The organism is Sphingobacterium shayense, assembly GCF_013179575.1.
Lineage (GTDB): Bacteria > Bacteroidota > Bacteroidia > Sphingobacteriales > Sphingobacteriaceae > Sphingobacterium > Sphingobacterium shayense.
Genome location: NZ_JABMCQ010000100.1, coordinates 1 through 14569, shown reverse-complemented (window position 1 = coordinate 14569; position 14569 = coordinate 1). Strand labels below are relative to the sequence as shown.

General features: G+C 41.1%; 10 protein-coding genes. 9 read left to right on the top strand and 1 reads right to left on the bottom strand.

What is annotated here, in order from left to right; genetic code table 11:
• The 8 genes from HP439_RS12240 to HP439_RS12205 all read left to right on the top strand — a co-directional run.
• A partial coding sequence (locus tag HP439_RS12240) for a glycoside hydrolase family 127 protein (protein ID WP_172390626.1) occupies positions 1 to 1459 on the top strand: 1459 nt, incomplete at its 5' end.
• A gap of 16 nt (positions 1460 to 1475) precedes the next feature.
• Positions 1476 to 2903 (top strand): sialate O-acetylesterase, encoded by a 1428-nt coding sequence (locus HP439_RS12235; RefSeq protein ID WP_172390625.1) that lies wholly within the window; start codon positions 1476 to 1478, stop codon positions 2901 to 2903.
• A 9-nt stretch (positions 2904 to 2912) separates the two neighbouring features.
• A complete protein-coding gene (locus HP439_RS12230) occupies positions 2913 to 5249 on the top strand; it encodes a DUF5703 domain-containing protein (protein WP_172390624.1) in 2337 nt (778 codons plus the stop codon).
• 112 nt (positions 5250 to 5361) lie between these two features.
• Positions 5362 to 6435 carry an L-rhamnose/proton symporter RhaT gene (rhaT, locus tag HP439_RS12225; RefSeq protein ID WP_172390623.1) on the top strand — a complete coding sequence of 358 codons (1074 nt, stop codon included), beginning with the start codon at positions 5362 to 5364 and terminating at the stop codon, positions 6433 to 6435.
• A 20-nt stretch (positions 6436 to 6455) separates the two neighbouring features.
• The gene (locus tag HP439_RS12220; RefSeq protein ID WP_172390622.1) at positions 6456 to 8564 is read left to right on the top strand and encodes a bifunctional aldolase/short-chain dehydrogenase; all 2109 of its coding nucleotides are present in this window, start codon (positions 6456 to 6458) and stop codon (positions 8562 to 8564) included.
• Positions 8565 to 8638: 74 nt separating this feature from the next.
• A complete protein-coding gene (locus HP439_RS12215; RefSeq protein ID WP_172390621.1) occupies positions 8639 to 9913 on the top strand; it encodes a sugar isomerase in 1275 nt (424 codons plus the stop codon).
• A gap of 9 nt (positions 9914 to 9922) precedes the next feature.
• Positions 9923 to 11278, top strand: coding sequence for an FGGY-family carbohydrate kinase (locus HP439_RS12210; RefSeq protein ID WP_172390620.1), 1356 nt, complete (start codon positions 9923 to 9925; stop codon positions 11276 to 11278).
• A 322-nt stretch (positions 11279 to 11600) separates the two neighbouring features.
• Complete coding sequence (locus HP439_RS12205; protein ID WP_172390619.1) at positions 11601 to 12968, top strand: glycoside hydrolase family 88/105 protein; 1368 nt, start codon at positions 11601 to 11603, stop codon at positions 12966 to 12968.
• Between the two features lie 21 nt (positions 12969 to 12989).
• On the opposite strand, the gene HP439_RS12200 is transcribed toward HP439_RS12205, so the two are convergent.
• Positions 12990 to 13535 carry a hypothetical protein gene (locus HP439_RS12200; RefSeq protein ID WP_172390618.1) on the bottom strand — a complete coding sequence of 182 codons (546 nt, stop codon included), beginning with the start codon at positions 13533 to 13535 and terminating at the stop codon, positions 12990 to 12992.
• A 280-nt stretch (positions 13536 to 13815) separates the two neighbouring features.
• Between HP439_RS12200 and HP439_RS12195 the strand changes: the two genes are divergently transcribed.
• Positions 13816 to 14569 (top strand): AraC family ligand binding domain-containing protein (locus HP439_RS12195; RefSeq protein ID WP_172390617.1); only part of this gene is annotated, 754 nt, incomplete at its 3' end.

Genomic DNA, 14569 nt, shown 5'->3' with positions numbered 1-14569 from the left:
TGAAAAGCAATTATTAAATATAGCTATCAAGGCCGCGGACTATCTATATGGGTTTTATAAAAATTCCAATCCAACTTTAGCTAGAAACGCTATTTGCCCTTCACATTATATGGGGACAGTAGAACTCTATAGAACCACTAAATATCCCAAATATTTGGAGCTTGCAAAACACCTTATCGATATCAAAGGGGAGATTGCCGATGGTACGGATGATAATCAAGACCGTGTGCCCTTTCGGCAGCAAAATAAAGCTATTGGGCATGCTGTTCGAGCTAGTTATCTCTACGCTGGCGTGGCTGACCTATGTGCAGAAGTACAAGATACTACTCTTAGCAACAGACTAACGTCGATATGGACTGACGTCGTACAACATAAAATGTATATTACTGGGGGGCTCGGGTCATTGTATGATGGTACTTCTCCGGACGGTACGTCTTACGATCCACAGGAGGTACAGAAGGTGCATCAAGCATTTGGCCGAGACTATCAGTTGCCAAATACGACGGCCCATAATGAAACCTGTGCCAATATAGGGAACGTGTTATGGAATTGGCGCATGGCGAATTTAACGGGAGATGGTAAATATATCGATGTTTTAGAGTTAGCGCTTTACAATAGTGTGCTCTCGGGCATTAGTCTTGACGGTGACAAATTTTTGTATACCAACCCACTCCGATATTCTTCTTCCATGCCTTTCCAGCAGCGATGGTCAAAAAAAAGAGTTCCGTATATTTCTTTATCAAATTGTTGTCCTCCTAATGTTGTACGTACCATTGCCGAGGTAGCCGCGTATGCCTATAGTTTATCCGATGATGCGCTGTGGGTTAACCTTTACGGTGGAAATAAAATCGAAACGGAAAAAGAGGGAAAACCTATCAAAGTACATCAAGAGTCTAATTATCCGTGGCAAGGGGATGTAACGTTTACTATTGACACGTGGCCGGCAGCGCTTGATTTGAAATTACGTATTCCTGGATGGGCAAAGAATGTTGTGATAAAAAAGAATAACAAACCTGTAGATTATACTATAGAGAAGGGATACGCGAACATTGATGCTACAATTGAGCAGGGAGATAATATAAGTATGGAGCTGCCTCTTGAGGTATCGTTTATGGAGTCAAATCCATTAGTGGAAGAAACAAGAAATCAAGTAGCTATTATGCGCGGGCCAATTGTTTACTGCCTTGAACAAGAGGATATAACACCACAAACGGATATTTTTGATCTTAAGTTACGAATTGGCGATAGCTTTAAGCCTGTTGAAAAGCAAGTTTTGGGACAGCGTATCGTATTTTTAGAAGGAAAAGGATACACCGGACAGACCCAAGAGTGGAAGAGCCTCTACCGTGAGGTGAGTGTTAACCAAAAGGATGCGGTTCCACTACGATTGGTACCTTATTTTGCGTGGGGAAATAGAACTTTTGGAGATATGTCTGTTTGGTTGCCAGCTATTAATTAACATAGAGATTTAGGATATGAAAATAAAAGGTTTATTGACTTTGGGATTGCTTCTAAACGCTTTGGTTTCAGCGCGTGCAGAGGTACGCCTGTCTGCGATTTTTACCGACGGGATGGTCCTACAGCAACAAAAAATGGTGCCCGTATGGGGATGGGCAGACCCCACCACGGAAGTATCTCTTCAAAGCTCATGGGACCAAAAATCCTATCGTGTCAAGTCTGATCAGCATGGACGTTGGCGCATCTTGATCAATACCCCTGCGGCTGGGGGCCCATATAAAATTCAAATATCACAAGGTAATCTTGTTGAGCTCCAGGATGTTTTAATAGGCGAGGTATGGCTCTGCTCTGGGCAATCTAATATGGAAATGCCGTTAAAAGGTTATCCGGGACAGCCCATAATCGGCAGTACGGAAGCTATACTTTCTGCTAGCGATAGTTTGCTACGTCTGTATACCGTGCCACGTAATCCGCAGATGCAGCCTGTAGAAGATAGTAAAACCTCTAGCTGGAAAGCCGCTGCGCCAGAGAATGTTGCCGGCTTCAGTGCTACGGCATACTTTTTTGGGCGTAGATTACGAGAGGTATTAAAGGTTCCAGTTGGGTTGATCCATAGCAGCTATGGCGGATCAAATGTAGAAGCTTGGATGGATGCCGTTTGGCTTAAAGACCAGCAGGATATCGATTTGCCAAAGCAGCAGACAAAAATAAAAGATAAAAATCGGACTCCGACGATGCTGTATAATGGAATGATTCACCCAATAATTGGTTATGGTATTAAAGGTATCATTTGGTATCAAGGAGAATCTAATTACGAACGGGCAGATCAGTATGAGGTATTATTCCCTCGATTGGTTAACGAATACCGGAAACTATGGAGCAGCACAGAAATGCCCTTTTACTTTACGCAGATTGCACCTTTTAATTATGCTGCATTGCCACCTTATCTTCTGGGCGGTAAGTATAACTCTGCGTACCTACGAGATGCCCAGCGCAAATCATTAGAAAAACTTACACATAGTGGAATGGCTGTCACAATGGATCTTGGTGAAGAAAACGGAATACATCCTTCCCGCAAAGTTGAAGGAGCCGATCGTTTGGCGCTCTTAGCGCTAGGCGATGCATATGGAATTCGGGGACTGAATTACAGGAGTCCTTTGTATGATAGTATAGAAATTCAGGGTAGCACAGCTGTTGTACGTTTCAAGGATGCCCCGCTAGGTTTGAGTTCCTTTGGAAAGGAACTTCAAACATTCGAAATTGCGGGAGAGGATAAAATATTTCATCCCGCACAAGCAATAATAAACGGCAAAACGGTAACGGTATCCTCATTGCGAGTGCCCGCTCCTGTGGCGGTCCGTTATGCATTTAAAGATTTCGTTTTAGGAGATTTATTTGGTGTAAATGGGCTTCCCGTAAGCTCCTTCCGAACTGACAATTGGTAATCGCATAATATGAGATTGTTTATACTCTTCATTTGTTTAATTTCTGTATCACTAGGTGTCAAGGGACAGGATTTTCCAATAGAATCCTATAATGTAACTTGGAATAGTCCTAGTAAAAACTCATCGGAATCGATGCCTGTTGGTGGTGGTGATATAGGACTTAACGTGTGGGTAGAAAATGGTGATGTTTTGCTCTATCTAGGAAAAAGTGGCGCTTTCGATGAGAATAACACCTTATTGAAGCTTGGTAGAGTTCGATTGCAGCTTTCTCCAAACCCTTTTGACGGACAGACATTTTCACAGCGCTTAGACCTTGATAAAGGACAGTTGGTCATCAATGGTGAAAATAACGGGGTGAAAGCCGATCTTTTACTATGGGTAGATGTGCATTCGCCAAATATACAGGTGGAAATACAGGCGAATAAAAAGGTGGAGTTAGCGGCAACGTATGAAAGTTGGCGATATCAGGATAGGTTTCCAAAGAAAAAAGAAAATAATGCAAATTCGTGGAAGTGGGCTCCCCCATATCCTGTACGTACACCCAAAGATAGTATCTACGTGCAGGGCGAATCAATCGTTTTTTTTCATCGCAATGAAGATTCTACGGCATTCGATATTGTAACCAAGCAACAAGGACTAGACCAGGTAAAAGACTCATTATTTAACCCTTTAGCTAACTTAATCTCTGGAGGGAAGATGTCTGGTCGGAATCTAGCGTTCCAAGGAACGGGTCATGGGGTGTATATGGATACCGACTATGCTTCCTGGAAATTGAAAAGTAAAATGCCAGCTCGCTCACATCAGGTGCAAGTGACATTACATGTCGAGCAGACCGAAGGTATCCGCGCATGGTTCGACCAACTTCAGCAGTGCCGTTTAGGCGAAGCGTCCTGGAAGACAGTTAAAAGAAAAAATGAGGCTTGGTGGAAAGAGTTTTGGCAGCGTAGTCATATATCTATCTTTCCTAAAGACTCTACAAGAAACCCCGAGGTTTGGAAAATAGGACGTAACTATCAACTTTTTCGATACATGTTAGCCTGTAATGCCTACGGGGAGTACCCAACGAAATTTAATGGAGGACTTTTTACCTATGATCCCTCGAGTATTGATAGTTCTTTTACCTTTACGCCTGATTTTAGAAATTGGGGCGGAGGAACCCACACAGCACAAAACCAACGACTAGTATACTGGCCAATGTTGAAGAGCGGGGACTATGACATGATGTCGTCGCAGTTCAAGTTTTATCAACGTTTACAAAGCAATGCCGAAATGCGCTCAAAGGTTTATTGGGGACATCGCGGAGCAAGCTTCACCGAACAGCTGGAAAATTTTGGTCTACCCAATCCTGCGGAATATGGATGGAAGCGCCCCAAGCAGCACGATCCGGGACTTCAATATAACGCTTGGCTCGAGCATCAGTGGGACACCGTATTGGAGTTTTGTATGATGATGCTCGAAATGAGAAACTACAACGGTTCGGATATTCAGGATTATGTTCCTTTCATCGAGAGTTGTATTCGTTTTTTCGATGAACATTATCATCATGTAGCGCAGCAACTAGGATCCAAAGCACTCGATCAGAACGGACATCTTATTTTCTATCCAGGCTCCTCGGCAGAAACCTACAAGATGGCTTACAATGCTTCCACCACGATAGCGGCGCTATCCGAGGTGACCAAAAGAGTAATCCAAGAACTACCGAATGATAAGGATTCAATTCGTCGGCAATATCTCGAAGCTTTTTTGAAAAAAATACCCCCTTTATCGATACGAGAAATCCACGGGGTAAAAATGCTCGCCCCAGCAAAGCTCTGGGCACGGGTGAATAACACCGAATCACCGCAGTTATATCCGGTTTTTCCGTGGGGAATTTATGGTATCGGTCGCCCTGATTTGGAACTTGCACGGAACACGTATTTTCATGATCCTGATTTATTAAAATTCAGAAGTCATATCGGATGGAAGCAGGACAATATCTTTGCGGCCCGCCTTGGATTAACTGATGAAGCTCGGCGGTTGACACTACTTAAATTAAAAGATTCCGAGCGTAGATTTCCAACCTTCTGGGGTCCGGGCTATGATTGGGTTCCTGACCATAATTGGGGTGGTTCGGGAATGATAGGTTTACAAGAAATGCTATTACAAAGTTCCGATGAGAAAATTTATCTTTTTCCCGCTTGGCCGAAAGATTGGGATGTAGATTTTAAACTGCATGCGCCCCAGCAGACAACCGTCGAAGGACGGCTGGAGGGAGGGAAGTTAGTTGAGTTGATTGTCCTACCAGCTTCTCGTAGAGTTGATGTAATCAACATGTTGGAAAATACCAGCGCAAATTTACCGCAGTAATTGACTACGTTGGACCTATCGCGAACTACCATGACAGTCCATAACAGTTTTGCTCAATATTTCTTTTACCTTGGAGCATCAATTTGAATCTATTTTAATAAAAGTTTAATTTATGAATGCACTAGCAGGCGTTATATTTCATTTTATCGGAGGGTTTGCATCGGGGAGTTTTTACGTTCCATATAAGAAAGTAAAGGGATGGTCCTGGGAAGCGATGTGGATTTTAGGAGGGTTATTCTCCTGGATAATTGTCCCGCCGATTGCCGCATGGATAACGATTCCAAACTTTGCCGAAATTATTCGCGAGGCTGGAAGCTCAACGATTGGTTATACCTTTTTGTTTGGATTGCTGTGGGGCATAGGAGGGCTGACATACGGGCTTGGGGTTCGTTATTTAGGCGTGTCCTTGGGGAGTAGCGTGATCCTTGGTTTAAGTATGGTTTTTGGGTCGTTAATGCCCTCAATCTATTATTTTATAAACCCTTCACCCGGAAAGCATGGAATAGACTACTTCTTTACAACCAGCGCTGGGATATGTATACTGATCGGTTTGCTGGTTTGTGTGCTAGGAATTTATCTGTGTGGACGTGCAGGAATCTTAAAAGAGAAAGGACTCTCAAATCTTTCTGCTGAAGCAAAGGCGGACTACAATTTTGGTGTCGGAATTGTCGTTGCTATCGTCTCAGGCGTGCTCAGTGCTTGTTTTAATTTTGGTATTGAAGCAGGTAAACCGATGGCCGACGTGGCTAACAACCTCTGGAAAGCAGCAAACCCCTCACAAGGGGAATTTTTATACCAAAATAATGTTACTTATGTAATCATTTTATGGGGTGGATTTACGACGAACGTAATTTGGTGTATATACCTACTAGCCAAAAATAAAACTTTTAGCGACTATGGTAAAAAATCGGCGCCTTTAACTAAAAACTTACTGCTTTGTGCCTTAGGAGGAACAACGTGGTATCTGCAGTTTTTCTTTTATGGAATGGGTGAGAGTCGTCTAGGCAATGGCGCGAGTTCTTGGATTTTACATATGGCATTTATCATCCTAATTTCCAATGCTTGGGGTGTGATCTTAAAAGAATGGAAGGGCGTCAATAAATCAACATATACCTCGATCATCGCTGGTATTATTACAATTATCCTTTCTATTTGTATAGTTGGATTTGCAAAAACATTAGAATAATAACATAAAACTATTTAACCGTGAAAGAATACAAACACGTAAACTATTTATGGGACGAACAAAAAGCGAAGTCACTAGAAGGTGATGAAGTAGCTTTATTGTTATATCGCTCAAACTTATTGGGTGCAGACTTACGCATTACGAACTATGGAGGTGGAAACACTTCATGCAAAATGATTGATAAAGACCCATTAACAGGCCAAGAGGTTGAAGTGATGTGGATTAAAGGATCGGGAGGTGATATTGGGACGCTAAAAAAATCAGGACTTGCCGCTTTGTATGTAGATCGACTACGGAATCTTGAAAATGTCTATCGTGGTATTGAACATGAGGATGAGATGGTGGAACTGTTCAACCACTGTATTTTTGATTTAAACTCAAAAGCACCATCTATTGATACGCCTTTACATGGATTTTTACCCTTTAAACATATCGATCATCTGCATCCGGATGCAGCCATCGCAATTGCTGCGGCAAAAGATGGTAAAAAGATTACGCAAGAGATTTTTAATGGGACGATCGGATGGGTAGACTGGCAGAAACCTGGTTTTGATTTGGGCTTGCAGCTGCGCGCTTGCCTAGAGGAAAATCCGGGAATTCGTGGTATTATGCTCGGATCTCATGGTCTTTTCACATGGGGAGACACGGCTTATGAAAGCTATGTTAATTCACTTGATGTAATCGAAAAATGTGCTGAATATTTAAGCCAAAATTTCGGTAAAAATCGAGCGGTGTTTGGTGGTCAAAAGGTGGAGAGCCTCTCTGAGACTGCCCGCAAGGAGCAAGCCGCTAAAATTGCACCGGTATTGAGAGGCTTCTGCTCAAGTGAGCGTCATATGATTGGTCATTTTACAGATGACCCTAAGGTGTTGGAGTATATAAATTCTAATGATTTGGAACGCCTAGCTCCTTTGGGAACAAGTTGTCCGGATCATTTCTTGAGAACGAAGATACAGCCCTTGATCTTGAACTTGGATAAAGACGAGGACTTAAGCGACACCGAGGCGCTGAAAGTAAAATTAGAACCGTTGTTTCAAGCTTATCGGGAGATTTATACGGAATATTACGAAACCTGTAAACATCCAAATAGTCCCGCTATTCGGGACAGAAATCCGGTAATTATTTTATACCCTGGTGTAGGTATGTTCGCCTTTGCTAAGGACAAACAAACCGCGCGTGTGGCTGCCGAGTTTTATGGCAACGCAATTAATGTGATGAAAGGCTCGGAAGCTGTTAGTGAATATACTTCGTTACCTCGCCAAGAAGCATTTAATATCGAGTACTGGTTGTTGGAGGAAGCAAAATTACAACGGATGCCTAAGCCTAAGGCATTATCTGGTAAGATTGCACTTGTGACAGGTAGCGCAGGTGGTATCGGTAAGGCTATTGCAAAAAAGTTTGCGAGCGAAGGTGCCGTGGTATTGTTAAATGATGTGAATGAAGAACGTCTGGAAGGTGCGAAAGCTGAGTTTGTAGAACTTTTCGGCCGGGATGCTGTTGCTACAGCGAAACTTGATGTTACCAATCAAGAGCAAATAGAAGAAGCCATGAAGGTGGCTGCACTTGCATTTGGCGGACTAGACATTGTTGTTAATAATGCTGGATTATCGATTTCTAAAACAATAGAAGACCATACGCAGAAAGATTGGGATCTTTTATACGACGTATTGGTGAAAGGTCAATTCCTAGTTACTCAAGGAGCGACACATGTTCTAAAAGCGCAGGCAATCGGTGGCGATATTGTTAATATAGTGAGTAAAAATGCACTTGTAAGCGGCCCTAATAACGCAGGATATGGAAGTGCTAAAGCTGCGCAGCTACATCTAAGCCGATTAAACGCAGCTGAACTTGGAGCAGCGAAAATTAGAGTGAATGTTGTTAACCCAGATGCGGTAATTTCGGATAGCAATATTTGGGCCGGAGGATGGGCCGAAGGTCGTGCGAAGGCTTATGGTGTGACTGTCGAAGAGCTTCCTGCTTATTATGCAAAGCGTACACTTTTGAATGAGATTATACTTCCTGATGATATTGCTAATGCTTGTTTCTCCTTTGTGGGTGGAAATTTAAATAAATCAACAGGCAATGTACTGAATGTCGATGGCGGTGTTGCTATGGCATTTGTTAGATAAATTGAATACGAGGATGATCCAACAGTTTTGTTGGATCATTCGTGTTTTATTATTTTAACATTTTTTTTTAGACCATGAGAATAGATAAACAAATTATAGATCAACATAACCAGCCCCTTGTCGCGAAACACAAACGAGCTTTTGAGTACGTTTCACAAGATATTGCTGGTATCGAAGAGATAATCGATAAGCTTCGTAAATTTCAAATAGGAATCCCAAGTTGGGCTTTAGGAACGGGTGGAACACGTTTTGGCCGTTTTGGTGGAAAAGGTGAACCAGGTACCTTAGAGCAGAAGATCGAAGATGTCGGTTTGTTACATGCACTAAATGCTTCCAGTGGAACAATTTCATTACATATCCCATGGGATATTCCAAGCGATCCCGATCGTATTAAAGAGCATGCTGCTAGTTTCGGGTTAGGCTTTGATGCCGTAAATTCGAATACCTTTCAAGATCAGAAAGGACAAGAGTTAAGTTATAAATATGGATCCTTACATCACGTTGATCCCAAAGTACGTAAGCAGGCGGTCGATCATAATATTGAGGTTATCAAGCACGGTATTTCTCTTGGATCAAAGGCGATAACTGTTTGGTTGGCTGATGGATCATCTTTTCCTGGGCAACTTAATTTTCGAGAAGCATTCCAAAATACATTAGAAAGCCTACAAGAAATTTATAAGCACTTGCCTGAGGATTGGAAAATGTTTATTGAATACAAGGCTTTTGAACCCTACTTTTATTCAACGACAATTGGTGATTGGGGACAGTCCTTACTATTAGCAAATAAATTGGGCCCTAAAGCCTATACATTAGTTGATTTGGGACACCATTTACCAAATGCTAATATTGAGCAAATCGTGTCTTTGCTATTAATGGAAGGTAAACTTGCCGGTTTCCATTTTAATGATAGTAAGTATGCGGACGATGATTTGACGGCTGGTGCTATCAAACCTTATCAACTTTTCTTGATTTTTTGTGAGCTTGTAGATGGTATGGATGCGCGCGGTATAGATCATGCTACAGGATTAGGTTGGATGATTGATGCTTCGCACAATTTAAAGGATCCGTTGGTAGATTTACTACAATCGGTAGAGGCCATTATGATTGCCTACGCACAAGCGCTTTTAGTCGATCGCGACGCTTTACGAGAAGCGCAACAAAATAACGATATCGTTCGTGCCCAAGAAATTCTGCAGGGTACTTTCCGTACGGATGTACGCTCAATTGTTGCTGAAGCCCGTTTACGAGATGGTGCAGCGTTAAATCCAGTTGCCTTATTTAACGAGTTAGATATTAGAAGTAAACTTGTTGAGGAACGAGGGAGTGACACGGTAGCTACAGGATTATAGAATTTACCTATGGTGAAAAAACGTATACCGGTCGTCGCTATTTTCGATGTTGGCAAGACAAATAAGAAGCTTTTTTTGTTTGATGAGCATTATAAAATCGTATTTGAACGTTCTGCCCGGTTTTTAGAAACAACAGATGAGGACGGAGACCCTTGTGAGAATCTGGAAAGCCTTCGGCTTTCGGTTTTTGATTCTTTACATGAAGTTTTCCGCAGATCGGAGTTTGATGTTAGAGCAATAAACTTTACGTCCTATGGGGCGAGTTTTGTTTATATTAATGAAGATGGTAGGCCGCTAACTCCGTTATATAACTATTTGAAAGATTATCCTGCTCAATTGCAGGATGATCTTCATACGCGCTATGGTGGTGTGGAAGCCTTTTCACTTGCAACTGCATCTCCTGTTTTGGGGAGCTTAAATTCGGGGCTTCAGGTTTATCGGTTAAAGAGCGAGCAGCCAGATATATTTAAGCAGGTGAAATTTGGTATTCACCTTCCTCAATATTTAAGTTTCCTAGTGTCTGGGCAGATGTATTCTGATATGACTAGTATTGGTTGTCATACCGCGTTATGGGATTACACGGAAAATAATTATCATGCGTGGGTGAAGGATTCCGGAATTGATAAAAAATTAGCACCAATTGTAAAAGGCGACGAAGTCTTTTCTGCGGCTTTCCCTGGAAGCCCTTATAAAGTTGGTGTCGGTCTTCATGATAGTTCTTCCGCACTTATTCCATATTTGCTTAATTTTCATGAACCATTTATACTCATTTCCACGGGTACTTGGTGTATTTCCTTCAATCCATTTAATGAGGAAGCGTTAACCAAGGAGCAACTTGAGCGGGACTGTTTGTTTTATATGACTTATGCTGGTACTCCAGTGAAAGCGTCCCGTCTTTTTGGGGGATATGTTCATGAAACGCAGAGCAAACGTATTGCAGATCATTTCAATGTCACTACGGCGCGCTTTAAAAATATTGAAATTGATTGGCATTTAATCGAGAAAATAAAGCAGGGAAAATCTATCCCTAGTGAACTTGATGCTTTTGAAAAGGTTAACTTAAACGAGTTTGCAGATTTTGAAGAAGCTTATCATGCTTTTATGGTTTACCTCGTGGAAGCGCAGGTCGCAGCGACCAAGCTCGTGTTTTCACAAAAACGTATTAAACGTATTTTCGTTGATGGCGGATTTAGTAAGAATACTATATTTATGAACCTGCTCGCGAAACGTTTTGAGAATATCGAAACCTATGCTGCATCGATGGCGCAAGCGACGGCTATGGGTGCCGCCCTTGTGATTCATGAGCATTGGAACGACCAGCCGATGCCCAATAATATTATTGAACTTCGTTATTATCGGGCGTAGCAAACAACTGAATCGGTGAAAGAGCGTATCAAAATTTAAATTTTGATACGCTTTTTTTATTTTTTGATCTCGCAGGACACAGCAGGTTGCCGTATTCTGGCACGTTGTTTAGATTGCATTAGCAACGGAAATTGCTTTCCGTAAGTTGATTTAGTTGATAAATACGTTTTGTCAGCATAAATTAACTAAACGTAATTTTATTGTAACAGATGGAACGGACTTGATCAATGTTATACTGTCGTATTTGTTTAACCAAAGAAGGAATAGTGACTCAATTCCTCCCAAACAATAAAGTTGGTATGGGTTTTCTTGAGTTAATTTGATGAACTTAAATCTAATAAAGAAGAATATATCTGTTTTGTCGCTAGTCCTGTTCATCTTGTGCGGTTGTGGACCAAGGAGATTAATCGAAGCTCAAGGAGTGACCGATGCCAGTACGCCCTTACATTTATTGAAGCCTGACTATCCTGTACGATACGGCCAAACAACGCTCGATAGCATTAAGGCTGATATGGACAAAATATATCGTTATCTAGATAATGTAACCCCAACTACTCTGGTGACCAGGGATAGCGAAGTAACAATAGACGACCTCACACTAGTTGATACGTCCACAGTGTTCAAGAAGGGAGATTTTCGTTTAATTAGTTATGAATGGGGCGTGACTTATGGAGCATTGCTGCGCGCTACCGAAGTGACCAAAGACCAGAAGTTTTCGAACTATACACATGATAGGCTTGCTTTTATAGCACAGGTACTTCCCAAATTTAAAGATTTAGAACAAGCTAATCGAGGTTATCGATCGCCTGTACACTCGGTTATTAATCCAGAGGCATTGGATGACGCAGGTTCAATGTGCGCTGCGATGATTAAGGCGCAAAATTTCGAACAATCTGCCGGGGACTATGATTCAATTATAAAAAATTATGTCGATTACATTATAAATAAGGAGTTTCGGTTATCGGATGGGATCTTAGCGAGAAACAGGCCCTTGAAAAATACAATTTGGTTAGATGATTTATATATGAGTTTGCCAGCACTTGTACAGATGGGAAAGTATAGCGGAGAGCAAAGATATTTTGACGAGGTGTTTCGACAATTTTGGCTATTCTCGGAGAAAATGTTTATACCAGAAAAAGGTTTGTATCGACATGGATGGGTGGAGGGGATGGAACCGCACCCTACGTTTTTTTGGGCTCGTGCCAATGGATGGGCGCTCCTGACAAAAGTTGAAATTTTAAATGTGTTATCGGAAGACAATCCGCAGAGAGAGAGACTGCTTAAGCAGTATCGGCAACAGGTTGAAGCCTTGGCGGCCCTGCAACACGGTACTGGATTTTGGCATCAATTGCTAGATCGGAACGATTCGTACTTGGAGACGTCAGCAACCGCGATATATGCTTATTGTATTGCACGGGGAATTAATGCAGGTTGGTTGAATGCGCAAGCATACGGTCCCATGGTTTTGCAAGCTTGGAATGCCGTGAGCTCGAAAATTAATTTTGATGGTCAAATTGAAGGAACTTGTGTAGGTACGGGCATGGGTTTTGATCCAGCATTTTATTATCACAGACCGATCAATAAGTTTGCGGCGCATAGTTACGGGCCGGCAATTTTAGCTGCAGCAGAGGTGTATCAACTATTGACAGATAAGAAGTTCGAAATTAACGACAGTGCAGTGCAGTTTTAAAACGTATCCATCCAGTGTCATTTAATCCAAATTATGCTCGATGGCAAAATCAATCATATTTTGAAATTGACTACGGAGGTCAAATTGAAAATCTTCATGTAGTTTTTCGTATTTAGTTACGACTGATCGCACGCGAGTTTGTATGTAGGTTAAGAGTTTCGGGGAACTGTAGTAAGATGTTGGACTAAAAAGATTCGGATATAATTCGAAAACTTCGTTTAATACGAGCAGTCGACATTCTACATCACTAAACTTATCTTTGGTTATTTTTTCATGTTCGTTGACAAGGCCGTTTGCGCGGCGAATATTTGCAGTTAAGTTCTTCTCGAAGTTGTAACTGCGACTAGTCTTGTTCTCTTTTTGCATATTTCTAAAGAGATCGCACAGAGTGGATTTAAGTATCTCAATTCGTTCATTTAGATTTTCTTCTCCTTCAAGGAGCTGGTAGTGAAGTTGTTTCATTAACATTTTGTCTTTTCCGACCAATCGGACGAGTAATTTATCCTTTTCTTTTTGAGAAAGTTTTAAAACAGCTTCTTTTAGATCTAAATCTTTGTGTAATGACATGTGTTAAAGTTAATGATTTTTTCAATGCCGATTAATGACCTTTAATAATACTTATTTAACTGTGTTGATAGAACTTAGAATTACGGTAGATAAAAAGAATGTTTGATATGCTCGAAGCTTAAACATCGAATCTCCGATGTTACCATCGATATGTGTTAAATTTAGAATTTTCTGTCACAAAAAGTCGGTTGTTGGTCTTTTTTAGTGTTCTGAAGTAAAAAATACCATTAAATGGTGTAAATGTACTATACAGTAATACCGCTCTGTGGTATCTTTGTGTATGGTTTCAAAAATACCTATTATTGAGCAATGTACGGTTTCAGGGCCATTTCATAAAGAAATTTTGGTCGAAGACTTAGCCGGGTATTTGAAACGAAATCGTGACCTGATATTTCCCCATCGACATAATTTTTACCATTTTTTATTGTTCACGAAAGGGTCAGGCCGATTTTCGTTAGATTTTGAAGCTTTTGACGTGGAGGCATGGCGTATTTATTTTATGTCGCCAGGTCAGATACATACTTGGGCTTTTGATGAAGGGACTGACGGATATATCGTAAACTTTGATAAAGATCTCTTTAAAACTTTTCTCGTTCGATCAGAGCATGTTGGTTTTTTTTCGTTTTTTTCAGGACGTTCGAAAGATGATGTGTTTACAATAAGAGAAGATCAGCGTGCCTCTGTACTAAATATATTTGAGCGTTTACGTCAGAATATGCGTGATTTAGATTTTGGGCGTGTCTCGCTTTTATATTTATTTCATGTTTTAGAAAAACAAAGAGATCCTGTACAAAAGGGAGAAGTAAATAAAATTAACCACACTTTGCTCAGAAATTTTATGGATTTGATCGAAATCCATTTTAAGACGCTTAAGTTACCTAAGGACTATGCGTCTCTACTCTATATAACGCCCAATCATCTCAATGCAGTAACCAAAGAGCAACTGGGATACTCGGCGGGGGAACTGATTCGAAATCGTGTTTTGTTAGAAGCAAAACGTTTATTGGTTATGAAAAATTTTTCGATAGCGGAAA